Below are 24,466 nucleotides of genomic sequence, written 5' to 3' on the forward strand. Positions count from 1 at the left end.
CCTTGACTTGGTGGGGGAAAGGGGAAAGGGGAAAGGGGAAAGGTTTGAAATCCCTTTACCTTTCTCCAGCCTTCACCAAGCATTGTTGAGTTGTCAGACTACTAGCGTTGTTCTTGGCTGTTAACCGTTAACTGTCAACGGTCAACAGTCAACAATCTAATGAAGTCAATATGCAATTTATACTGCTAGTGCGATCGCAATGAAAATATCTTGGTTTTCTCAATCTCTATTTTTAAAGCAGGTTTAATGAATCCAGTTCCCAGGAGAATTAAATTGATTGAAGTTCTCTTTGAGAATAAAGGCGATCGCAATACACTGCCCAGCTAGCGGCAAATAAACCAGTAATAGAAGTAGCGATAACTGCTGCAACACCCCATCCCACAGGCCCAAGCCAATCTGCAATTTCACAGACGATGGCTGTAGTAGTTTTGCTCACAATATAAGCTGTACCTGTGGCAGCAAAGGTAACTAAACCCAACTCTGCCAGCATTTCCAAAATTCCTTTACTAGATAAATCCTCATGAAAATAGATTTTCCAGATAGTGGTATACATAGCAACATCAGATGCCGTTAAGACAATTTGTTTGGGAATTTCTACACCAGGAGTTGGAGCAGCAGAGGCAGTACCATTGCCAATAGAATAAGTAGCGATCGCTAAAACAACTTCTAATCTTTTTTTGCCCAGGTTACTCACAGTTTGACCTCCTGTAAGAGTTGCATTTACATCACGAACTTGGTAGAGTCAGCTTTTTAACTAGGTTAACTGAATCTTGGGGAGTGGGGAGGGGGATGAGGGAGATGAGGAAGATAAGGGAGACAAGGGAGACCAGGAGAATAATTTATGACCAATGACTAATGACTAATAATTTCAGTCATATTCCGCTTTCAGGTAGAAGATTTTGCTCTAAAATTTATGTAATCGTTAAATACTGAATATTATATTTATTCACTATTCAATTTCTTTAACCCTAACAGAATGCCAGGCGCAGAAAAGTCTCAAAACCAGCTGGCTAGTGACAAGCTGCTGTATAGGCAAGTTAATAAAGAATCGAATTATTCGTTAGCAGTCAGTAAACAAGAGGGAACGATACTTTTGTTACCTGACGGCACAATTCAGGCTTGCAATGCTGCGGTTGAAAGCATTCTGGAAGTGACAACCGAGCAGTTTGTAGGACAAAATTTCCTCGAATCTAAATGGCAATTTGTTGATGAAAATGGCTCGCCTTTGCTGCGTGAGATTCACCCGGCGATGGTTGCTCTCAACACAGGTAAACCTTGTTTGAATGTAGTGTGTGGGTTCTATAAACCTCACGATCAGTTAGTCTGGCTGTTATTATCTTCACAACCGCTCTTTCAAGTTACAGGAACTACACCCTACGCCATTGTCATCACTTTTTCAGATATTACTGAGTCTAAATACCTGGAAGCTGAAGATAAGTGTAATTGTGTTGAAGATACTAAAAAAATTTATGTAGAGGATTTTTCACGGCGTTGGGATAGTCAACGTCTGTTTCAACAAATTGCTGGCACTCTTCCAGGCATACTGTATATTTATGACATAATCGAGCAGCGAAATTGTTACGTTAATTACGAAATTACTGATTTTTGGGGCTACACACCAGAACAAATCCAAGCTATGGGAAGTGAGTTGTTTACTCAACTTATCCACCCTGACGATTTAGCACGACTGCCCAGTTATCTAGAAAGATTTAATTCCGTGGCTGCGGGGGAAGTTCTCAGTTTTGAATACCGAATTCGCCATGCTAATGGTGAGTGGCGCTGGTTTTGTAGCTATGACACTGTATACGGCAGAACTGCTGAGGGATTAACACATCATCTTTTGGGAATCGCTTTCGATATTACAAACCGACGAGCCACAGAAATTTCTCTACGCCAAAGTAACGAAAGGTTTGAGCTGGCAGCCGCAGCAGTTAACAGTATGATTTATGACTGGGAAGTTCATAAAAATACTGTGGAAAGAACTCAGGGTTTAACTGACGTTTTTGGCTATGGCCAACAAGAAGCTAAACCTAACCTTGAGTGGTGGCAACAACACATTCACCCAGAGGATCTACTAATGGTGAATGATGAGTTTATTACTAGTATGGCCATTGGCAATCGTTATAGTATCAAGTACCGAGTACGTCATAAGGATGGCCACTATTTGTGGGTGCAAGATAAGGGATTTGCAGTGCGGGATGCAAATGGTCAGGTAGTCAGGGTAGTTGGTGCAAGTACTGATATTACTGAACAGCAAGTTGCACTACACGATCGCCAACAAGCCGAGACAAAGCTACGAGAAAGTGAAGAACGGATTCGATTGGCAACTACCGCCGCTGAAGTTGGTATGTGGTTTTGGAATCTCACTAGCAATGAGTTAATTTGGACAGAAAAATGTAAGCAACTGTTTGGACTATCCCCAGAAGCCGAAATTAATTTTCAGATTTTCCTCAACTGCGTACATCCAGAAGACCATCCAATCATCGAAGAAGCCATCACCAATTGTATCGAACAAAAACTTGATTCTGATATTGAATACCGCAGTGTTTGGTCTGATGGCAGCATTCATTGGATTGATGCCAGATGTCGTGTATTTTGCGACGCCGACGGCAAACCAATAAAATTGATGGGTACTGCTCAAGATATTACCAAGCGCAAACAGGCAGAAAATAATTTACTTCAGCGGGAAACTCAATTAAGACGGTTAGTTGATTCCAACATTATTGGCATTTTATTCGCTACTCCTGAGTACATTACTGACGCCAACGAAGCGTTTCTCGAAATGGTGGGTTATACGCGGGAGGAATTATTGGCTTTTAAGGTACGCAGACAAGACATCACGCCACCAGAATATCATGCCCTGGATGTCCAGAGTATGGAGCAACTGCTAGCGGTTGGGGTATTTAGTGCCTACGAAAAAGAATATATTCGCAAAGATGGTTCCCGTATTCCCATCTTAATTGGTGGTGCAATGGTTACGCGATCGCCAATATCTTGGATTTGTTTTATTATTGACCTCACCCCCAGAAAGCAATTAGAAAAAGCACTCAGGCAACAAGCAGAAGAACTCAAACAAGCAAACCGCAATAAAGATGAGTTTCTGGCGATTCTTTCCCACGAATTGCGATCGCCCCTCAACCCTATTCTGGGGTGGTCATCCCTACTTAGAAGTCGCAAATTTGATGAAAATACTACCAATCGTGCCTTAGAAACCATCGAAAGAAATACACAATTGCAAATTCAATTAATTGATGAATTGCTTGATGTCTCTCGAATTATTCGCGGTAAACTAAATTTGACTTTTGCCCCTGTCAACCCGCTAGCTGTCATTGAGGCTGCATTAGAAACAGTCCGCTTAATTGCAGAAACCAAATCTATTCAAATCAAAACTCAGTTTGACACCAATGTCGGTAAAATCTCTGGTGATTTTTATCGCCTCCAGCAAGTTGTGGGAAATTTGCTCTCCAATGCCGTCAAATTTACTCCTACTCAAGGAACAGTGGAAGTTAGCCTTTCATTAACTCAAGATTTGACTTCCCAGTGGGCAGTAATTCAAGTTAAAGATACAGGCCAAGGTATTTCAGCAGAATTTTTACCCCACGTATTTGAATATTTTCGTCAAGCCGATAGCAGCACAACCAGAAAATTTGGTGGGTTGGGACTGGGATTAGCAATAGTTCGCCATTTAGTGGAATTGCACGGTGGAACTGCCATCGCCGATAGCCCAGGAATTGGGCAGGGAGCCATTTTTACCGTCAGACTACCTTTAATGAAAGAAATTACACCAGCAAGGGAAACTGGGGGAGTAGGGGGAGCAACGGAAAATTTTAACTTTTCAATATTGAATGGACTACGGGTATTAATTGTAGATGATGATGCAGATACTAGGGAGTTTGTCTCCTTCTTGCTACAACAAAATGGTGCGGTCATCGCTGCGGTTGCATCCGCAACTCAAGCCCTGGTTGCCATTGCTGAGAACGTACCTGATTTATTAATCAGCGATTTAGCAATGCCGGAAATTGATGGCTATGGTTTGATGAAACAGATTAGAGCAATGCCAAAACAACAGGGTGGGGAAATTTTGGCCATTGCTTTAACGGCTTATGTTGGAGAAAGCGATCGAGAGCGAGTTTTAAAAGTTGGTTTCGACAAACACGTCGCTAAACCAGTAAAACCACTTGAATTACTAACCTCAATTGCAGATTTGCTCAAGCAAAAATTGTAATATTTTAGTAACAGTAAAAAGTGAAGCGATCGCCAGGAGAAATACGCATGAAAACCACTGGTATTCATCATGTAGCAATAATTTGCTCTGACTACCATCGCTCGAAAAAATTTTATGTCGAAACTTTAGGTTTTACGATTATTGCAGAGACTTTTCGTGCAGAAAGAAATTCTTATAAATTAGATTTACAAGTAGGAGAAAATGCTCAAATAGAGTTATTTTCCTTCCCCAGCCCGCCGCAACGATTTACTAGTCCAGAGGCATGTGGATTAAGGCACTTGGCTTTTAAAGTTGATGATGTCAAACAAACTGTTGATTACTTAAATTCTCAAGGAGTGCCAACAGAAAATATTAGAATCGATGAACTAACGGGTAAAAAATTTACCTTTTTTAAAGACCCAGATAATTTACCTTTAGAGATTTATGAAACTTGAGAATATCCTGATTAGGGAATATAGATTATCTGATACCAAAGCGATTATGCAATTGTTTTATGATACAGTTCATGAAATTAATATTGCCGACTACACTCAAAAACAAGTCGATGCTTGGGCACCGAAAAATATGGATTATGAAGTTTGGCATACAAGATTACAAGCCAAACTTCCCTACGTTGCTGAAGATAATGATGAGATAGTTGGGTTTGCAGAATTAGAAGCAGATGGTCACATTGATTGTTTTTATTGTCATCACAAACACCAAAGAAAAGGTCTTGGTTCCAAACTTTTCAATTATCTAGAAAATAGTGCCAAATCCCAAGGAATAAAAAGGCTGTATACAGAAGCGAGTATTACTGCAAAGCCATTTTTTCAAAATCAAGGATTTAATGTAGTCAGGGAACAGCAAGTAGAACGGCGGGGAGGTTGGGTTAAAAAATATGTTATGGAAAAATATTTATCAGGACTTACGCAAAAATTACCAAAAAGCTTGATTTAACGTAGATGCGTTAGCGAAGCGGTAGCGACGTTCGCGCAGCGTCTCGCAGAGAAGGAGCGTCAGCGGCTTGCCGAAGGCTACCGCCAAGAGTTCGTAGAGTGTGCGTAAGTCCTATTGATGAAAAACTCCACACCACTTGCACGATGAAGTTTTTGGGGATGGGGCATCGCAAGATGTTACCAATACCCAACGACTCACGGCAGTTTCAAGTAGATAGAAAATTAACTTGTACTTCTTATTGTTAGAGAAACTAATAATTAGGGTATCATGTGAATTGTAATTTGCTGTACACACTCTCTAGTATCATGCAAACTCCATCTACTGCATAATTAGCCGGATAAAGCAGCAAGTCTGCGGTATGGCTAACGCAACTTAATTTATACACAAAAAGCAGATAGGCAAAATACGCCAGTTTAGTAGCTCATTGTCGAAGATGACACTGATGAGGAATTACTAACAGAAAATGCGTGTGAGTTTGCTTGTGCCTGTATAAATTGTTTACATTCAGTACAAAACTAAATGCCAAATAAGAGGAATAAAAAATTGCTAACAGAAAATGAACTGCAACTAAGTGCTGACGTGTTGGTAATTGGTGGTGGCCCTGCTGCTGCCTGGGCAGCGTGGGCAGCTGCATCTCAAGGTGTCAAAGTTATCATTGCTGATAAAGGTTTTCTGGGTACAAGCGGTGCAGCAGCAGCCAGTGGTAATGGAATTATGTCTCCCTCTCCAGAGAATTGGCAAAAAGTTGCATCGGAGCGTTATCGCGTAGGAAAAGACCTTGCTAACTTACGTTGGATTGAGCGTGTTATAGAAAAAACTTGGCTGAGTTTGCCTTTAGTAGAAAAATGGGGGTATCGTTTCCCCAAAGAAAATGGGGAATCTGTGCGTCAAAGTTACTATGGCCCTGAATATATGCGAGTACTCCGCAAAAACCTCTTGCGTTCTGGCGTGCAAATCCTCGACCAAAGTCCGGCTTTAGAGCTTTTATTAGCCGAAGACGGCTCAGTAGCAGGAGCAAGAGGTGTGCAGAGACAACATCATCGTTTTTATACCGTTCGTGCTGGTGCAGTAGTCTTGGCAAATGGCGGTTGTGCATTCTTAAGTAAAGCATTAGGTTGCAATACGAATACAGGTGATGGAATGCTGATGGCAGTAGAAGCTGGCGGCGAACTCTCCAGTATGGAAGCTTCTAATCACTATGCAATTTCCACCGCTTTTAATGCCACAGTAACGCGGGGTGTTCCCTTTGGCTGGGCTAGTTACACCGATGAAACAGGTAAAGATCTTGGTGGTTATATCGATGGTCGTCGCGATCCTGCTTTCCTCCCCAATGCCCTGATGAAAGGTTCCGTTTATGCTCGTTTGGATAAAGCTACAGATGAAGTCAAGGCAGTAATTGAAAAGTCTCATTTCATCGCTTTTCTACCATATAAAAAAGCTGGCATTGATCCCTACACAGAAAGAGTACCTGTAACACTGGTTTTAGAAGGGACAGTCCGGGGTACAGGTGGAATTCGACTCGTGGATGATAATTGTGCTACAAAAGTGCCCGGACTTTACGCAGCTGGTGATGCTGCATCACGGGAGTTTTTAGCAGGTTTAGCTTCTGGTGGTGGCGGCCCTAATGCTGCTTGGGCAATCTCTACAGGACAATGGGCAGGAGTTGGGGCGGCTGTTTTTGCCAAGAGTCTGGGCGCACGTGCAAATGAACGAGTTGCACGTGCAGCAGGTCAAGTGGGATTGCGCTCAAACTCCTTTGTATCTGAAAAATTTGATAACGATGCAATTGTGCGCGGTGTTCAAGCACAGATGTTTCCGTTGGAGAAAAATTATTTACGTTCTGAGCAGAAACTTCTCGATTCTTTAGCCAAATTAGAAGCCCTATGGCAACAAGTACAAGGAAATCCCAAACAAGATACTGTACGTGACATAGAATTTTCTCGTCGCGCAGCTGCACTCACAGCTGTAGCACGATGGGCATATTTTAGTGCTTTACACCGTACAGAAACTCGTAGCGAACATATTCGAGTGGATTATCCACAAACCGATCGCAATCAGCGTTATTATCAAGCCACAGGCGGCTTAGATAAGCTTTGGGTAAGACGTGATTGGATTACGGATACTCTCACTACATCATCGGTAGAAACCACTGCAACCACACCCGTTGTATCAAAGTTATAGCAGGAGCAATATATGATTGAGCTTGTCAGCCAGAAACTGTGTATTAATTGCAATCTGTGTGTTGAAGTTTGTCCTACTAATGTTTTTGATGCAGTTCCTAACCAAGCACCTGTAATTGCTCGTAAGGAAGACTGTCAAACTTGTTTCATGTGTGAGGCATATTGTCCTGCTGATGCACTTTATGTTGCTCCCCAATCTCATACTGATATTGCAGTTAATGAGGATGAGTTAATTGAAAGTGGCATCATGGGTGAATATCGCCGCATCTTAGGTTGGGGATATGGCAGAAAAAACAATAGTGAATTAGATACTGCTCATAAACTGCGCCAACTGCCGCGCCCTTATCAAAGTTAACTGTAGGAATCCGATTTCAGTTGTGAAAAATATCGATCGGTGTTGAATGTTGAGTGTTGACTGTTGACTGTGAACCGTTAATAGTCAACAACCCTAACATGTAATATGTATGGCAGCCCAAGCATAGTCTAGGACATAAATTGACAGTAAAACCCAGACATCAAGGGACTTTCTTTCCCTGTTGCCTGCTATATTTCAGAAATTATTTAGGATTCTTATATATATTAGGGTGGAGAAGCGATCGCAATTTTTCTTGAGTTTGATGATATCAACAGCCGTTGCGAACAATGCGATCGCTTATATTTTCCTTATGGTAATTTTCTATAAGTCGGACAACAATCAGCTTAGAGGCAAAGAGAAGTCGAGAAAAGGGGGTGCATGTTTGGTATTTTCCCTTTCCCCGGTTGGTGAGCTTGCCTGCCCTGAGCTTTGTCGTTGGCGTTGGCGAAGCCTCTCGTAGAGAAGCCTCTCGTAGAGAAGGGTCGAACCATTAACCTTTTCCCTTTTCCCACAATAGCGGTTTTACAGGAATCTGAATTACAAATGTCGTTCCTTCTCCCAGGCTAGAGAAACAGTTTAGTTTGCCATTATGCTTATCGATGATGATTTGATAGCTAATGGAAAGACCCATACCCGTACCTTTGCCTACGGGTTTTGTTGTGAAAAATGGCTCAAAAATTCGTTGTTGAACATCAAATGACATACCTAAACCATTATCGGCGATCGCAATTTCTACCCAATCTAAATTGATTACTGAGGTACAAATTGTAATTTGGCTGGGATTGTGCTGGATTTCTTCAGAAGTTCGTTGAGCTTTGGCTTGATCTATTGCATCAATGGCATTGATTAAAATATTCATAAATACTTGGTTGAGTTGTCCTGAATAGCACTCAACAAGAGGTAAATTACCGTAATTACGAATTACTTCAATCTCTGGATGCTTTGTATTAGCTATCAACCGATGCTGGAGAATTAGTAATGTAGTTTCAATTCCTTCATGAATATCAACTTGTTTAATTTCAGCCTCATCTAAGCGCGAAAAGGTACGTAGAGATTTGACGATTTCTCGAATGCGTTCGGTACCAATTTTCATAGATGAAAGTATCTTTACCATATCTTTAGTAATAAATTCCAAATCGATATCATCAATTTTGTCTTGAATTGCTGAAGTCGAATTGGGATATTGGGTTTGATAAAGTTGTATTAACTCCAGTAGATTTTGAGTGTAATTCGATAAATGATGCACGTTTCCATGAATGAAACTAACGGGGTTGTTAATCTCATGAGCTACTCCAGCCACTAATTGTCCCAAGCTCGACATTTTTTCAGCAATCATTTGTGTTTGCGCCCGTTGGAGATTTTCGAGAGTGTTTTTTAGCTCAGATGTTCGTTCTTCAACTCGTTGTTCTAATTGCTGATTAGTTTGTTCCAAATTAGTAAATGATTCCTGCAATTGCTGTGCCATCAGATTAAACGAACGAGCTAGAATAGCTAATTCTCGAACCTTAAAAATTTGTACATTTTGGTAGAATGCTCCACTTGCAATGGCCTCAGATGCTTGACTTAAAAACATGATGGGTCGAGCAATCCACTGTGAAGTATAAATTCCCAAAACTGTTGCAATAATCAATGCAGCTAAACATAAGAAAATTGTTGTGCGTGTGTTGGCATTGATTTGTGCCATAAAATCCGACTCAGGAAGTACTACCACACTCAACCAATCAATTCCTCGCCCGTCTTGAATTGGTGAAACTTGCACAAATTGACGTTTGCCGTTAAGCAGAAAATCAAGCTGTTGGTTATCCTGAATCACGCTTAAATTGCCAAAGCGTTGAAATAAAGTTTCTGCTGTCAAACTAATAGTAAGATTATCTATTTTTTTCGCGGGGATCTGCTCTATTTTCGAGTCGTCAATCTTGTATGGTTGTTTGATGACTGAACTAGCAATTAAGTTTCCCGCTTTATCCATAATAAAAGTCTGTCCAGTATGACCAACCTTGACACTTTTAAGAAAATCATGGATCTTTAAGAGGCGAAAGTTAGTACTTTGTACTCCTAATAATTTTCCTGTAGGGCTGTAAATCGGCTCAGACAAAGCAATAGTGGCTTTTGATGAACTGGTAGAAGCTACAAAGATTTCAGTCCAAGTTGCTTGTCTTGCTTTTAATGCAGCTTTATACCAAGGTCGGGTACGGGGGTCAAAGGTTTGAATTTTCAATAATTCAATTCGTTGACCTTGATTATTCAGGCGGTAACTTTTACGATTGGGGAAAGTTGATTCGTCTGCGGTTCGAGCTACAATAAATCCTTCTTCTGGTAAACGTTCAATTAAAACGTTAGTTCCTTCAAAAGTGGCAACCTGGAGAAAATCCACAGTGTTTTGCTTCGCCAAACGCCAAAAATAATGCTCTAATGCTTGAATATCGCTTAAATTTATTTGTCCTTGTGAAATTGCAGATGCAACCGTTTGATTAACAATGTAGGGTTTTTCCAAATAAATGAGAATTTGTTGATGAATACGAACGCTGATTTCATTGCGTAGCTCAGATGCAACAGCATTAACCGCCTTGTAACCATTAGTGATAGTTAGATAACCAGTTAATCCAACAATTGCGAAAATTTGTAGCACGAACGGAACAATGAGAATCAGGTGTAGTGGCAACTGCTTGGATACTGAACGCCGCTTTAAAGCTTTTAAGAGCATAATTACGTAGAAAATGCGATCGCCTGTCTCAACAGACGTTTGCTTTATAATTCCCGTTTATACATTTCGCTTCTGCATTCAAAAGCAAAAAAGCGTGTCATAACAGTTTCAAAATAGGACTTATGCAAAAACTCTCTGAAACTCTTATTTCTTTGCGTACTTTGCGTCCTTTGCGGTTTGTTTTTTCATGATTTTGCGTAAGTCCTGAAAAAAGAATGCAACAAACACAGCACAAGTACTAGAGGATATTACTACTGGTCTGTCCCATTAGTTCTTAAAGGTTCGTAGTAATACCGATTCAAAAAATATTTGCGACAGATACCCCACCCGCCTGACGGCACCCTCCCCTTGCCAAGGTTGGGGAGGGGTCTTGTCTATGTGTTGCATTATTTTTTCAAATTGGTATAAGCACCAAAGTGCTTAAAAATCAAGGACTAAAGTCCTTACTACGAACATTCTTTTCCTACAACATTAATGGGATAGACCACTACGCTATGGCTCTTAATGACGAAATTATGTTATCTTTGCGTAGTTCCTGTTCTTGTTTAGCGATGGACTGAAACTCGCTTACCTGGGTCTTGCTTTCTCACCCAAACCAAAAATTTTTGCATTTGCGGCTCATTGCTGAGCTTATCTATTGTGTTGAGTTCTTTAGCAAGCACTTTATTGTCAAATAAAGCATGAATCTGGCGATGGCACGCAGAACAGATATTGATTGTCGGGCCTGGATCTTGTTTTTTGCGTTTGGTATTTTGTCGTGGAACTAAGTGATGGATAGTTAAATTTTCCATCTCTCTTTCACACAGTTCGCATTGTTGTAATTGATTCCTAGACACTTGATTTTGCTAAAACTCTACCTAAATTATTTCTAAATTCTGTTAGCGCAGCAGGGCGTAACCCATTCTGAATTCTGAATTCTGAATTCTGAATTCTGATTTTTAAAATCGATTTTCATACTCCACTGACAGCAGACTTTCATCATCTAAATTAGTTGAGCCGCGTACCAGAATTTCATCATTCAAACGGTAAAGTACATTGTAACGGAAAGACTCATTGGTAGAAAAAGCCCGCGATAAAGAAACGGAGAAATTCCGATTAACATTAAATACACCCTCCGCAGATAAATCAAGAACCGATGCTCGCCTTGATTGTTGATTTGTAGTGGGGGTAGGAAAGATGCGAAATTCACTAAAACCAACAGCTTGTCCGATGGCAGTTATGGTTCCTTGCAGGCTACCTAAAAGAGTAGAACTGGCGAAATTAGTCAATCCTTGGGTTAAATCTCCTGGTTGACTCAAGGAATTCAAAATCGAGCCACCAAGCAAAGCCACAATTTCTCCTCGACTGCGGCTCGGTTCGCTGGTTAATTCCAGGTTATCTGCTAATTCACTGGCTGGCCCCGTGGCCCTTGCTTGGACGCGAACGGTACGTAAAGTACCAAAATTATTCACAGAAGCATCGCTGATTTCCGCTGACAAAGGGGATTCCAAAATTCGATTGCTGGTTGCTGATGCTTCAGGTACAACTGCTACCAATCGCACATCTAAGGTAGGATCGAGTCCTTGACTTGGAGTAAATCGGGCGGTGTGTTCGTAACCCCGCGCCAAGGTAAACTCAGTTGTAAATAAGCTGAGCCGTCCTCCTGTTAAACGGATGAGTCCTTGGGGGAGGGGTTTGGCTAAAGTACCATTAATGGTCAAGTCGCCTTCAGCGTCAAAGCTGAGTATGGGTTGACTCAATGCTGCTCCTCCAGGTACAAAGCCAAGTAAAGACTCTGTGGTAACTCGTACATCGTCGCCTAAAATCAAGCGTAAATCTGCAAACTCCACAGGTAAGTTGGGTCTAGTTGGGGTCTGAGTGTTAGCTGATGCTGTTGTGACTTCACTATTAGTTTCTGGTGTATTGAGAGTAATAGTAGTAGGCTCTTGTGTGGTTGCTGGTTGTGAAGTTTCAGCAGCAGATTTTCCAATGATGACTTGACCATCACTAAGTTCAATTTCTCCACCAATTATCGGATTTAGTGCTGTTCCCCGAATTACGGCGCTACCACTAACACCGCCTTCATATAATGCCGGAATTTTAAAATTGAGTTGTTTTTCTATTGATACAGTTAGAGGATTAGATATACCTTGCTCAGCAGTAAAAATTGGCAAGATTCCCGATGCAGCCACTAGTCCTTGATTATAATTACCTTGAATATTCTCTACATTTAAGGTGTCGCCATTAAATAGTAGTGTTCCTGTGACATTTGTGAGGGGTTCCGATAAAGCTTCAGCTTTAAAAGTAGCATTACTAATTGTGGCAGTTCCGTTGATAATTGGCTGGCTTAAAGTACCTTGGACTTTGACATCCACTTCACCTGCACCATTTACCCAACTAACTTGATTATTGGTAAATACATTTAACAGTGCCAAGCCTTCATTATTCACCCTGGCGTTAACGCTGATTTGATTGTTATCTGGTTTAACTGCTACAAAAGGTAAAGGAGCCGGTACGCTACCTGTAATGGCAATGGGTTGTGTTCCCGTCAATAGCAAGGTACTATCAAAATTGACACGAGCATTGTCGTAGTTAAATTTCAGCTGTCCTGTTTGTATTGGTTGTTGGTTTAAAGTGGCATTAGCCAAGGATGCTGAGCCATTGACTGTTGGATCTTTTAAACTGCCTTGCAGATTAGCCGTAGCATTGAGTTGACCGGTAATATCTATAGGATATTTTTCGATAAATGGCTGCAAAAGTGATAGCGGCAAACTGGCAATATTCAAATTGCCAGATAGTTGTTCGCTTCCCAACTGTCCAGCAAAAGCAATTAATCCTTGGTTTATGCCGATGCTTAATGGTGAAACTGTCACCACACCATCTGCAAAATTACCTCTAGCTATAACTTGATTAATGGAATATTGACCCCATTGCCAATTATTACCTTGGAAATTAAAGTCGGCATTCAACCCAGATTTTAAGGAACCACTAGCTGTAATTCCTCCATTTAATGCACCTGTTAATTCTCCAATGGTGGGTAAAGTTGCTGTTTTTTGGGTATCTGCTTGTTGTTGTTGTGCTAGCGATGCTGTAATTTTGGAGAAATACTCTAACTGAGTTTTTAAATCTGCATTTGGTAAACTAACGGCTGTGGTGTTGAGTGCTTCTGCTCCTGCTAAGGTGGGAGATTCTAAGCCGCTACCAAAATCTTGAAAGTCGTAAATATTAAACGCTTGTAAGAGTTGTTGGACTTGAATTTGATTGACGTTAGCTTGGACTTGAAATTTGGCGTCATTTCCGGTTTGCAAATTTCCACTTAAGGCTATATTGCCGCTTCCCAACCGCAATTGACCATTATTTAAGCTAGCTGTGCCATTGGCATAGTTGATATTACCGCGAAATTCGTCTGCGGAAACTCTGGCAACGCGTGGGTTGGCGTTAGCGAAGCTTAACGAAGTTATCGCTACGTCTCCATTCACGGCATAATTATTCAGATTCACAACTAAGTTTCCCGATAATTGCCCTGATAAAGGTTTCAATCTATTGTCAGGTAAAAATCCGCCAACCAGGGCTATGGGAAACTGTTGGGCGTTGATAATCAAATTATCTCCCTCGGTTCTTCCTGTGGTCACCGCCGCATCGCGCTTGACTAAAAATGACGTTGGGCGATAATCTGCACCCAGGTTTACTGCTATCCTGTCTTGTGTGCCAGCAAGTTGTAAGCTGGCTCCCTGTCCGCCTTGAAAATTCACATTTCCAGTTAAAACTGGGTCGAATGCCAAGTTACTGACATTAAAATTCCGCAGCCGGATACTGCCAGTAGCTTGAGGAGTGTTAGGAGTGCCTGTAATTTGTCCATTAAAATCTAATAAGCCTGCTAGTGTTAAATCTCCAGGAACAAAAGCGCCTGTATTTTTGAGGTTGAAGTTCTGGGCTTGGACATTCAAATTAAAACCAGCAATTTCGGGTGTACCCGTTTGCGGTAATTGTACAGCGATCGCACCACTGGCACTAACTCCTGGTGTGGTTGCCCGTTCAACTATAATTTGCTGTCCGTTCCATTGAAATTGCGCTGTCACTGGTTGTGCTAATTGTGCCAACCCTTGTGAAGCGCGAATTTGTCCGGCGGCGCGAATATCTGCAAGCTGGAAGGAATTTGTTGTACCTGTCAACTTGACATTACTACTCAGCAGTCCCCGTAATTCTGGCGAGAAACGGTTAAGTTGAATTTGGGAAGCATTAGCAACTGCTTGCCAGCGACCGCCATTCAAGTTAATATCCCTAAGATTAAGCCTACCTCCCGCCACATTCAAGTTTGCTCGTCCTGTAGCTTGAATGGTTGAGGGTTGAAAAGAAGCAGTGCTTCCTGACAAATTCAACGCGGCATTGCTCAGAACTCCTTGGAACTGCGGTGGTATCTGTTGGAAACGATTTAATTGCAAACTTTGGGCGTTGACAAAAGCTTGCCAACGTTGTTGTACAACTCTACCTGTAGCTATGATTCTACCACCTGCAACGTTAAAAATAGCACTTGGCAAGAGAATATTCTGCCCTTGTTGAGCAATGGCAAATTGTCCCGTTACGGGATAGGTCGCAGTGGGCGCTTGCAGTTGCACCACTGTCCGTAGATTCCCAAGAGTACCGCTAACTCTGGCATTTGCCGATACCGTACCAATTTTGATGGTAGATGAAGTATTGTTTGTATTGGCGATTACGTCTCCTGGTAAATTTTGGGCTTGAATGTTAAATAAGACGTTGCCTTGTGGTGCTAATTGAATTTGACCATTCCCCAAGATTTGCCCCCCAGCTGGCGGCTGCATTTGCAGGCTGGAAACGTTGAGTAATAATGGTTGTTTGCCCAGCAAACCAGTAATTTCTGCCCTTGCTGAGATATTGCCAACATTAATTGGCAAAGTGAAATCGTAGCTTTTTGCCAGTAAATCTCCGGAAACACTGTCAGCTAAAATATTAAATTTTACTCTATCGTTAAGTGTTGCTTCACCTCTGCCAGTAATTTCACCACCGGCTGCGGGCACTAATTTCAGATTCGAGATGGCAATTTGAGATGTCTTTTTAGATATACTTAATTTAAAATCTGTGTTGACGCTTTTAAATCGAACGCGGTCAACTTGGACTGGCTTGGTGTTACTGGCGATACCGCTGAGAACAGGCTGCTGGAGTGGCCCCTGCAACTTAATATTTGCTTGTACTTCACCGATGGCCACCACTGGTGATTTGATTTTTAGGGTATCTAAGATATTTCTAGCACTAACTGGTTTAATCTGAGCTGAGAGATTAAAACCTGTTTGGGTGTTAACTGCTCCATTTGCTATTATCGGGACTTTACCAAAGTTTGTCGTTAAATTATTTAAAGCGATGGTTTGACCTTGAAATATTAATCTACCATTGGCATTAGCAAACTTTTGGGGCAGATTTTCAATTTGAGCAGTAACTTGATGAGAAATAGCCGTACCATTAATAGCGATTTGCGAGGCATTTGATGGAATTGCAACTCCTAAATCAGCATCTATTTTCCCAGCTTGCAAAACAATTGGTAACTCAATTAAACGGCTAACATCAGATGCTTGTAAACTTTGGGCTACAACTTTTAAGTTAGTTTGTTCGGTTTTAAATTGTGTGTCACCAGAAATTTTAACAGCACCTCCTCTAGTGAGTTGACCGTTGATTTCATAATCAACTCCTTGGTTTCCTGGTGCAAATTTGGCAACACCACCGAATTGATTGATAACTACAGAACCTTTGGGTTTAGTTGGGGCGGTAGCTGGAGATAACTCTACATTTCCATCAACAAGTTGCAGTGTTTGTAACTCAGTTTGAATGATACCTGTCCCTTCTCCACTTTTAACTTGCGCCGTCACCCAGCGACCATCTCGATCCTGTTGAATATAGACCTTGGGCTGGACTAATGTGACATTTAATGATAATTTTCTACTCAAAAGAACTTGTAAAGGTGAAAACTGCACATCTACAGCTTGTGCCGTCAATTCGTCTGCATCTGTAGGAGTTGCTGGTATCGATAGGGAAGCAAATCTCAAACTAGAAAGTGAAAACCGTTCAACTCTTCCTAATTTGATTGGACGCCCAAGTAATTGTTCAAGATTTTGCTGTACTAAAGGTGCTAGATCTTCATAAACATAGTTTCTAGTCCACCAAACACCGGCTGCAATTCCTCCAAGTAAAATGATTCCTAAAACCAAACTGGCACGTTTTAAAAGCAGCAGATTTAAACGAGGATTCCTTGGTTCGCGATCATTTTCTGGATTTGGAGAGCCTGTCATTTTCCTTAGTGCTACCGCTATGTGAGTAATAAAAAATTTATTACTCGACAATACCATAATATTTTTAATAAATTTTTCACACTTTCTCTAGATAGAATTAATAATTCATTCTGATGAGTGTTGACATTTGCACTTTAAAAGTATTAGTGAATACAGCTTTGTATAAGAATTTAAACGCAAAGGGTCGCAGAGAATTTGGTTCGATTTAATGAAATCAAGACTTACGCACAGCAATGGAAAACTAACCACAGAGAACACAGAGTTCACGGAGGAATGAGAGTTTAAGAGAGTTTTTGCGTAAGTCCTAGAAATGTTGTATTTAGTAAATCAACTTTAAGATGATGTAACTAGTAGTTTTCGATACAACATATAAATTTTGGTGTATGAATGTTATCAATGTTACCTTGCCGGTGTAGTCCGGCTATAGTTTTGGCAATGTCCAAAATTTGGGTATTTATCCGGAATTAAAGAGTTGAAATCTTTGCTGCTTATACTGGTGTGTACGCGGTAGCCTGAAAAAGGAGGGAAGCAAAATCAAAGTCTTCCTTTTTAAGAGAAATTTAGAGGTATCGAAAACTATAGCTATGAATTCAAAAATAAAAATCTTTTAATGTTTGGCGATTATCGATAAAAGCACAATATTTGTGTAGCATTACTTACATTATCACATAGACATTCAAAGCGACTAAAATTGTACTTTTGGGAAATTGCATGAAAAGTTTGTTGAGTTTCAGGAAAATCACTTGTAGAAATATGGTTTTCCAAGAGTAAATATTCTTGGGAAGTTAATAAAGACCAGTCTTGGCGTACACTTTGTAAGTAACGTCTCAGATAGGTTTCTCGGTCTTCTGCTGCTTGACGAAAAACATCAATCAAAATAAAAACCCCGTTAAATGTCAAAAGTTCTTTAATCTGACCAATAATTAAATCCTTTTCTTCAAGACTCAGGTGATGTAGAGCAAAGGAACAGAGAATAGCATCAAAGCTATGGCGTTGAGTTAACATTAATTCGGGAATCAATTCACTAAAATTGCCTTGGGTAAAGGTCGTGTCACACTGAATCTTTCCCATATTATCCTTAGCGATTTCTAGTGCAGGTATTGATAAGTCTATTCCTTGATAGGAAGTAATAGTACTATTTAACAAAGCCTGGGCACTAAAACTAGCATCGCCACATCCTAAATCAAGCATTTTCAAGGGTTGTTGAAAGTAGCTGAGCAGAAATTTCTCTAACACAGAATAAATTTCATGGTGTCCCATGTAATTATTGTCGAGTATTTTCTGGTAGACTTTCCATTGATCATTGAAGAATTGTTGAGGCTGGAAAGATTGATTCTCTGTAGCTATCAATGTTTTTTTGTCTAACATATTACCAAAGAAGTAGAAAGTAGGGACAGGCGCGATTAATGGTATCTGAACAGAAGTAGAAAATAGGTAATCAGGTTTTTCCTGCAATCAAATAAGAGTCCCATATAGCAATCCCAAATAATTTGTCAAATATTACGTGTTAAGGTTATTGACCGTTAATCGTTGACAGTCAACAGTCAACAGTCAACATTTAACACCGATATTGTTCACAAGTGAAATAGGATTGCTATAGATATGTAAGTATATTAAAAAAGACAAAAAAATAATACAAAAAAAGGATACTTTATGCAAAGAATCGTTTCCGCAGGGCAATTAGAATCTGCCAAAAATCTTAATTGGGTCAGTTTGATTGCTGACATCATGCTAGCGGGGATGGTTATCGGCCCTGTAACTGCTCCCTTTTTGGCTGCCTCTGGGGTGTCTTTGCTTGGCATAGTTGCCAATATCATTTACTTTATGGGTGATTGTGTGTGTCCGCAACCAACTTTGGGTCTAGATTTAGCACCCCCATATATTATGGCTGTATGTATGCGTTGTTACGGCACTGTTACGGGTTTGCTATTTACTCGCCTGTTGTATGGTGTGACTGGTGATAAAGGTTTTTACTGGTTAAATAAGTATGGCTGGAACGGCGCAGCCTTAGCTAGCGTGTTCATGATGGCTTATCCATTAGAATTGGCCGCAGAAATTTTTGGTTTTTGGAGTTTCAATAATTACATCGTTACGCCTTTTGGGTTGATTACAGGTTTGGCGTGGGGATTGTTTACTATGCCGATTTTACACGGATGGCAGAGTACTAAAACTAGCTGAGAATAAACAATAAATGGTGGTTGATTGTTGACTGTTAACCGTCAACAGTCAACAGTCAACAGTAGTATTTAAAATGTAAAAGTAGTCCTGAGTATACCTACCGTTGTTGTCTCGTTCGTGCTGTCACCCTCTGGGTTAAACAACACAAAGCCACCGGGGGTAATGCTAATGTTATCGTTGAGTTTGATGCGATAATACGCTTCTAAATGGTAAGGGGTAGCCCGATTTGAACCAAGTACAGCCGCACCACCAGCATCACTACGGTAAAGCGGTTGACCAAAAATAACCCCTGCATTGTTTCCTGACTTGAATAAGTCACTGAAGTGAACTCCCACCATCCAACTTGTAAAGGTAGTGGAAGCATCAACATCTCCAGAAGAATCATCAACAAATAGCGCCGCACCATAGCCAGATAAGGCTATCTTCGGAGAAAATCGCCATGTCAGAGTACCACCAACAGAGTTGAGTTTGACTGGTGTCCCAGCTGGCAGACCACTTAAAGCACCGATGTCACTGCTAATTAATCCCGTACCTAGAATATTGATTTCGTGGTAGCTGTTGGCATAGTTCAGACCAATGTCAAGGTTACGGCTGGGCTTGAAGGTTAACTGTGCGGCCACTACACTACTACCACTGAAAAAACCTCCCCCTAATGGTGTAGTGGACACTCCTGGTAGTGCTTCGTCTGGAGATTTTTGAGGAAGGTTAGCATTGACGCTACCGTATAAAGCTCTGAAATCTAGACTTGGGGAAACATTATAAATAAATCCCGCCGCCGATGCTAAACCAGTGCCAGAAGTCCCACCAGAGACGCGTAATACAGGATTCAAACTTGCAAAACGAGAAATTGATTCTTGTCCCTCACCATAAAAAGGTGTAATTGCTGGGAAAGCATCTGATGTTTCCGCCGCAGTTCCGGCAAATAAGGTTAATTTATTAGCCACGGGAAAAATATACAGCAACTTGTAAAGCTGTACGCTATTAGCACCAACCCCTGACAAAGTATTAACGTTAACCCCTGGAAACTGGGGTTCAAAACTAGTACGAGCGCTACTAGAACTCAATAAAGGGGAAGCTAATCCTAAACTTTCTTGCAGGCTACCATTACCATCTGTTCCACCTAAAAAATTGTAAGCTTGCAGACCGGTGATTAATAAATCTTTGCCTGTAAAACTAGTGGTTAGATTTAACCGCACTCTATTGACTAGGATGATATTTGGATCGTCCGTATCAGGAGCGCCACCGGTAGCACCAACAGCAGCAATAATAGCTTCACCATTGAGTTTGGTAGTAGTGGAAAACTGATTTGCTTCTAGTTCTGCTGTGCGTGCTTCCACAGCATCCACACGACCGCGCAACGTTGTTAATTCGGCAGCGAATTGTTCTTGTAATTTTTGCAAGGCGGCTAAATCTTCTTTAGTCACCAAATCACCGGTTGCTGTGGCAATGAGTTCATTGATTCTATCTAGACAAGCATTTAAGCCAGCTGCGAATTCGTAGCGAGTCAACGCCCGATTACCACGATAGGTGAGATTGGGATAACCAGCGATACAACCATAGCGCTCTACCAAAGATTGTAGTGCTTGAAAAGCCCAATCTGTGGGTTGTACATCAGACAATTGGGATACAGATGTTACTTGTGCGAGTCTATCTGACGAGGGAGATGAATTTGATGTTGGTGTTGTTTGCGGTAAAGAATTAGCAGGATTTTCCAATCCCAAATCTTCAATTTTTTGTTGTTGATTGTCTACTGGCAAATTTTGTTCAGTTAAGTTATCAGCAATCAGATAATTCTTGTGAATGTAGCTGACTCGATGTCCATTGCCTGCTAAATTTTCCTCTGAAACATTTAAATTACTATGGGCTTGTACGGGTAATAGTCCGCAAATTAACCACAAAAAACCTGCTCCACCAGCGGAGGCTAGTAGATATTTTGCCACGATCGCTCCTCACATATACGAAATAAAAAAAACTTAATCGCGATATTCCTATATGATTGATAAGTCAATTTAAGTTATCTTGAGCAAGCTAATCTCGTTCACTTCAAATTTCAGGAATTTACCTTCCTGAAGTGACTTATCAATATATGGATTTTTATCGCAGGCATTAAATTATAGTAAATACTATTTCCGGGAACAAATTACAGTTATTACCATTTAAAAATCTTATTATTTGTATCGAATAAATAAAAATTATGATTGAGACGTGTTATCAAAAGCACTGGCGATCGCACTTCTAGTCTATCGGTCGGGGAATGAAAGCAATATATAAGTGTTTTTGCGGTAAAGTATATCCGTATTCAACGTTAAAATGCACACTAAGAGATAGAAACAACCCAATCTTTATTTATAGTGATTCCCAGTTAAGTGAGGTACAGATAATATTTTGAAACGCATACCGCCAAAGGCGGCGCAGCGTAGGGACGCAAAGTAAAGCGCTGAGATACGCAGAGATTTATACCCCAGCAGACTAGGAAACGCTATCAATTTATTGCATAAGTAAGGAAAACAGGACTTACGCAAGTGTCACAAAAAATCAATTTTTTTTGCTTGTAGTAAGGACTTTAGTCCTCTAATAAGGACTGAAGTCCTTACTACAAACTTAAAATAATATGCCAGTTGCGTAAGTCCTAGAAAAGTGTAAAGGCGAAAAAGGTGGATTTTTTTTCCCAGCTTTCTACGAAGAACATAAGGGAACTCCAAAAAATAAATTATTCCGGTTGGGTCATTGACTGCTGACTGTCAACTATCAACTGTCAACCGTCAACAATTAACAATTGTAGAATATTGTTTTACTTGGAAGTCCCTAAATATTACATTGTTCGGTACTGCGTGATGCTTGCTAAAAATAGCAGTATAATCGATTGCTATCTCTCTAATCAAAAATTCTCCTGTTTGAGGGATAAATATATGTAAAAGATACAAGGTAAAAAACTCAAAACTTTTACTTTGATTTTTTTGTCACTTGTTTTTCAAGAATTTGTGATTTTCCAGTAACAATTTATTTCATGGTGTATATTACAGATAAATTGCTTTCAGTATCCAGATTCTTTAAAAACATCATTCCCTGACTAAGCCTTAGAGAAAATTAACCCAAAATTGGCAACCTAATTGTAGGACAATTGTATGAACAAACTGTTAATAAATTTTACTACCAAAACCGCAGCTTTCATGTCTTTGGCTTCAATGCTAATGACCAGTAAAGTGACCACAGCTAATGAACCAATAAATCCCCAACCAGTAGACCGTCCTGACGCCGCTACTACGCCAGTATCCGCAGAAGACCAAAAAGCTTGTGTCAGACATCCAAAACTTGGGCAATTTTTCTGTGCTGGTGCTGGAGAATTATCTCATTTGCAAAAAGGCGTAGCGGAAATTGATGTTACTGATGACGATCTGGAAAAAGCTTTGTTGGCAGTTACAGATGCAGAAAGCGATGCGGCGGTAGCTTTATTTGGTTGTGATTGTGCGGCATCGATAAATTGTTTGCGTCGTCTGCGGAATAGTCTTCCTTAGAATTTAGTTATTTTGATTTTTCATAATCTTTAAAAGAAGTCTTGGTGGATATCACCAAGACTTCAGATACATTCATTCAACTGAAAACCTGAAGCCAACTTTTTATCCCAAATTGCTAAAATAAATTCCCCAAAGACTTCCTGTTACCACCACAGCAATTAAAAGGTTAGTGAAAAAGTTACCTAATTCTGCTTCTTCTCCAAGTGCTTTGTCGTTTTGACCTGCGGTGAAAAACAGTGACCAGGCTTGATTGAGGTTAATGGTTTCAAAGTTGTTAAAATCAGGTCGAAAAACAACGGGGCCAATCAAATCTTTTTTAGGGAAATCAAAATCTGTTTTCATAGCTTTCCTCGTTTAATATTCTGTGGATTAATTGATGAAAATTCTTGAATTGTCAAAGTTATCTACAGGCTTGTTAGCCATCCAATCAATCCGTGTCCGGTGATTGCTTCTACAGCGATGAGTGAAACAAAACCAATCATCGCCAAACGGCCATTGAGTTTTTCAGCATACTCAGTAAAGCCAACTCTTGGGGTTTGGTCTACATAAACCTTTGGTTCGATTGCAAAATTGTTGAGTTGACCGAGTTCGTTGATGGTAAAGCCTTTGCTTGTCATGTCTTTTTCTTTTTTGTTTAATTATGTAACTAAATATAACTTTATGTAAATAATTTTTACAAGTACTTGACAAAACCCAAAAATACCTATAAACCGTACAACGAGGTTCGGAATACCGTAATGTACCATCGCTTCTTTGATAGCGGTTTACAATTGCCTCAAGTACAGACATAACCGCACAAGCAAAAGAGGGCATGGAAAAATGTCAGAATCAATGGCAGTTTGACAGACTGTCTTTTGACGGTGCTAGCTATAAATATGAAAATTAGAATTGATAAGGAGCTTAAGCCATTTGTTCCAGTGGGGAATAACTCGATGAAAGTCCTCATTTATAAGCAAAAATAGGAAGCTCTAAAGGCTTTAATACATCAGCCACTACTTTGAAAACATCCTCATCAAGTTCGCTGAATTACTTATAATTAGCAACTCTGCGTGCATCAAACCTAATTACAAGTGTTCATCGAAACTTGAGATTACGTATTTTGTTCTGTTAGCAATGCGAGATATCTTTATGAGTCGCTTTTACCGATTCATGCTTAATTTTGGTATTGCCTTGGCACTGATGTGTATTTTTATCGCTTCACCAGGGTACTCGCTACCTATTAGCATTACTGAAATTACAGCCGGAGATTTTTTCAACTTAGGGATTGAAAAAATGCAGCATGACAGTTATGTGGAAGCCATAGAAAATTTTACTGAGGCCATTAAGCTCAAGAATGATTTTGCTTCAGCTTATAACCATCGCTGTCTTGTTTATCTAAGACTCAAAGACTATCAAAATGCCATCGCTGATTGCAATCAAGCTCTGAATTTTACACCCAACAACGTAGAAGCACACCTGAACCGGGGATTAGCATACTACAGACAAAGAAATTATCAAGCAGCGATCGCAGATTATAATCAAGCGATCGCACTTAAACCTAATGATTTTAGAGCTTACTACAACCGAGGAGTAGCCGGTGCGATGTTGGGTCATCGGTTACAAGCAATATCAGACTACGAGCAAGCACTAAGTAATATTCCCGAAACATCTAGCACACTCAAAGCAGATATCTACAACGATCGCGGAATTGCTCGTTTTGAGTTATTAGATTTAAAAGCAGCTATGCTCGACTTTTCAAAGGCAATTGCTCTTAGTCCCAATGATTACAGAGCTTATTATAATCGGGCTTGTGCTTGTGCCAGAAGTGGCGATCGCTCTTGTGCTGTTAGGGATTTTACTGACTCACTCAAACTTAATCCCAGCAACGCCCAAGCTTACCTAAATCGCGGCATGGCTTACCATCAGCTTGGCCGCGAACCAGCCGCAATTGCAGACTTACGAAAAGCCTTGGAATACTTCGCCCAACAGGGAGAAACTACAACCTATGAACTAACTTTAATTTTACTCAAAAGTTTGCAACAGCAACTCTCATCGTTATCAGAAATTGCTTAATAGCCAAGTTGACTTGGCGGGGGGAAGGGGAAAGGGGAAAGGG

General features: G+C 40.4%; 16 protein-coding genes. 8 read left to right on the forward strand and 8 right to left on the reverse strand.

The features are described 5' to 3' along the window. Window positions 1–268: 268 nt before the first annotated feature. Complete coding sequence (locus tag GNE10_RS12005) at window positions 269–694, reverse strand: hypothetical protein (RefSeq protein WP_185565376.1); 426 nt, start codon at window positions 692–694, stop codon at window positions 269–271. 282 nt (window positions 695–976) lie between these two features. On the opposite strand from GNE10_RS12005, the gene GNE10_RS12010 reads away from it, so the two are divergent. The 5 genes from GNE10_RS12010 to GNE10_RS12030 all read left to right on the forward strand — a co-directional run bounded on the left by GNE10_RS12010 (window position 977) and on the right by GNE10_RS12030 (window position 7,696). Beyond that, complete coding sequence (locus tag GNE10_RS12010) at window positions 977–4,225, forward strand: PAS domain-containing protein (protein WP_185565377.1); 3,249 nt, start codon at window positions 977–979, stop codon at window positions 4,223–4,225. A gap of 47 nt (window positions 4,226–4,272) precedes the next feature. Continuing rightward, on the forward strand, window positions 4,273–4,659 hold the full coding sequence (locus GNE10_RS12015; RefSeq protein ID WP_185565378.1) for a VOC family protein: 387 nt from the start codon (window positions 4,273–4,275) through the stop codon (window positions 4,657–4,659). Beyond that, the gene (locus tag GNE10_RS12020) at window positions 4,649–5,161 is read left to right on the forward strand and encodes a GNAT family N-acetyltransferase (protein ID WP_221642823.1); all 513 of its coding nucleotides are present in this window, start codon (window positions 4,649–4,651) and stop codon (window positions 5,159–5,161) included. Before GNE10_RS12015 ends, GNE10_RS12020 begins: the two co-directional genes overlap by 11 nt. A 543-nt stretch (window positions 5,162–5,704) precedes the next feature. Next, a complete protein-coding gene (locus GNE10_RS12025) occupies window positions 5,705–7,342 on the forward strand; it encodes an FAD-binding protein (RefSeq protein ID WP_260446865.1) in 1,638 nt (545 codons plus the stop codon). 12 nt (window positions 7,343–7,354) lie between these two features. Next, entirely contained in the window at window positions 7,355–7,696 is a 342-nt protein-coding gene (locus GNE10_RS12030) for a ferredoxin family protein (RefSeq protein WP_099071465.1), read from the forward strand. 490 nt (window positions 7,697–8,186) lie between these two features. On the opposite strand, the gene GNE10_RS12035 is transcribed toward GNE10_RS12030, so the two are convergent. From GNE10_RS12035 to GNE10_RS12050, 4 genes are all read right to left on the reverse strand, one after another. Beyond that, the gene (locus GNE10_RS12035; protein WP_185565380.1) at window positions 8,187–10,400 is read right to left on the reverse strand and encodes an ATP-binding protein; all 2,214 of its coding nucleotides are present in this window, start codon (window positions 10,398–10,400) and stop codon (window positions 8,187–8,189) included. A gap of 545 nt (window positions 10,401–10,945) precedes the next feature. Beyond that, window positions 10,946–11,236 carry an HNH endonuclease gene (locus GNE10_RS12040; protein WP_244918207.1) on the reverse strand — a complete coding sequence of 97 codons (291 nt, stop codon included), beginning with the start codon at window positions 11,234–11,236 and terminating at the stop codon, window positions 10,946–10,948. Between the two features lie 102 nt (window positions 11,237–11,338). Next, window positions 11,339–16,678, reverse strand: a complete 5,340-nt coding sequence (locus GNE10_RS12045; protein WP_185565381.1) for a translocation/assembly module TamB — start codon at window positions 16,676–16,678, stop codon at window positions 11,339–11,341. A gap of 621 nt (window positions 16,679–17,299) precedes the next feature. Then, the gene (locus GNE10_RS12050) at window positions 17,300–18,046 is read right to left on the reverse strand and encodes a class I SAM-dependent methyltransferase (protein WP_185565382.1); all 747 of its coding nucleotides are present in this window, start codon (window positions 18,044–18,046) and stop codon (window positions 17,300–17,302) included. 285 nt (window positions 18,047–18,331) lie between these two features. Between GNE10_RS12050 and GNE10_RS12055 the strand changes: the two genes are divergently transcribed. Further along, the gene (locus tag GNE10_RS12055; RefSeq protein WP_185565383.1) at window positions 18,332–18,856 is read left to right on the forward strand and encodes a DUF2085 domain-containing protein; all 525 of its coding nucleotides are present in this window, start codon (window positions 18,332–18,334) and stop codon (window positions 18,854–18,856) included. Window positions 18,857–18,924: 68 nt separating this feature from the next. Here GNE10_RS12055 and GNE10_RS12060 read toward each other — a convergent pair whose 3' ends face one another. Beyond that, complete coding sequence (locus tag GNE10_RS12060) at window positions 18,925–20,796, reverse strand: iron uptake porin (protein WP_185565384.1); 1,872 nt, start codon at window positions 20,794–20,796, stop codon at window positions 18,925–18,927. 1,185 nt (window positions 20,797–21,981) lie between these two features. On the opposite strand from GNE10_RS12060, the gene GNE10_RS12065 reads away from it, so the two are divergent. Then, window positions 21,982–22,371 (forward strand): hypothetical protein, encoded by a 390-nt coding sequence (locus GNE10_RS12065; RefSeq protein ID WP_099071458.1) that lies wholly within the window; start codon window positions 21,982–21,984, stop codon window positions 22,369–22,371. A 102-nt stretch (window positions 22,372–22,473) separates the two neighbouring features. Here GNE10_RS12065 and GNE10_RS12070 read toward each other — a convergent pair whose 3' ends face one another. Together GNE10_RS12070 and GNE10_RS12075 are read right to left on the reverse strand one after the other, a co-directional pair. Beyond that, window positions 22,474–22,713 (reverse strand): hypothetical protein, encoded by a 240-nt coding sequence (locus GNE10_RS12070; RefSeq protein WP_185565385.1) that lies wholly within the window; start codon window positions 22,711–22,713, stop codon window positions 22,474–22,476. 62 nt (window positions 22,714–22,775) lie between these two features. Further along, on the reverse strand, window positions 22,776–22,988 hold the full coding sequence (locus GNE10_RS12075) for a chlorophyll a/b-binding protein (RefSeq protein ID WP_099071456.1): 213 nt from the start codon (window positions 22,986–22,988) through the stop codon (window positions 22,776–22,778). A gap of 511 nt (window positions 22,989–23,499) precedes the next feature. On the opposite strand from GNE10_RS12075, the gene GNE10_RS12080 reads away from it, so the two are divergent. Then, window positions 23,500–24,423 carry a tetratricopeptide repeat protein gene (locus GNE10_RS12080; RefSeq protein ID WP_185565386.1) on the forward strand — a complete coding sequence of 308 codons (924 nt, stop codon included), beginning with the start codon at window positions 23,500–23,502 and terminating at the stop codon, window positions 24,421–24,423. The last annotated feature ends 43 nt before the right edge of the window (window positions 24,424–24,466 follow it).

The organism is Nostoc sp. 2RC (assembly GCF_014222165.1).
Lineage (GTDB): Bacteria > Cyanobacteriota > Cyanobacteriia > Cyanobacteriales > Nostocaceae > Nostoc > Nostoc linckia.

What these genes read in the sequence shown, in the direction of transcription:
- GNE10_RS12010 (WP_185565377.1), top strand. Translation starts at nt 977, where the DNA reads ATGCCAGGCGCAGAAAAGTCTCAAAACCAGCTGGCTAGTGACAAGCTG.
- GNE10_RS12015 (WP_185565378.1), top strand. Translation starts at nt 4,273, where the DNA reads ATGAAAACCACTGGTATTCATCATGTAGCAATAATTTGCTCTGACTAC.
- GNE10_RS12020 (WP_221642823.1), top strand. Translation starts at nt 4,649, where the DNA reads ATGAAACTTGAGAATATCCTGATTAGGGAATATAGATTATCTGATACC.
- GNE10_RS12030 (WP_099071465.1), top strand. Translation starts at nt 7,355, where the DNA reads ATGATTGAGCTTGTCAGCCAGAAACTGTGTATTAATTGCAATCTGTGT.
- GNE10_RS12035 (WP_185565380.1), bottom strand. Translation starts at nt 10,400, where the DNA reads ATGCTCTTAAAAGCTTTAAAGCGGCGTTCAGTATCCAAGCAGTTGCCA.
- GNE10_RS12045 (WP_185565381.1), bottom strand. Translation starts at nt 16,678, where the DNA reads ATGACAGGCTCTCCAAATCCAGAAAATGATCGCGAACCAAGGAATCCT.
- GNE10_RS12050 (WP_185565382.1), bottom strand. Translation starts at nt 18,046, where the DNA reads ATGTTAGACAAAAAAACATTGATAGCTACAGAGAATCAATCTTTCCAG.
- GNE10_RS12055 (WP_185565383.1), top strand. Translation starts at nt 18,332, where the DNA reads ATGCAAAGAATCGTTTCCGCAGGGCAATTAGAATCTGCCAAAAATCTT.
- GNE10_RS12065 (WP_099071458.1), top strand. Translation starts at nt 21,982, where the DNA reads ATGAACAAACTGTTAATAAATTTTACTACCAAAACCGCAGCTTTCATG.
- GNE10_RS12070 (WP_185565385.1), bottom strand. Translation starts at nt 22,713, where the DNA reads ATGAAAACAGATTTTGATTTCCCTAAAAAAGATTTGATTGGCCCCGTT.
- GNE10_RS12075 (WP_099071456.1), bottom strand. Translation starts at nt 22,988, where the DNA reads ATGACAAGCAAAGGCTTTACCATCAACGAACTCGGTCAACTCAACAAT.
- GNE10_RS12080 (WP_185565386.1), top strand. Translation starts at nt 23,500, where the DNA reads ATGAGTCGCTTTTACCGATTCATGCTTAATTTTGGTATTGCCTTGGCA.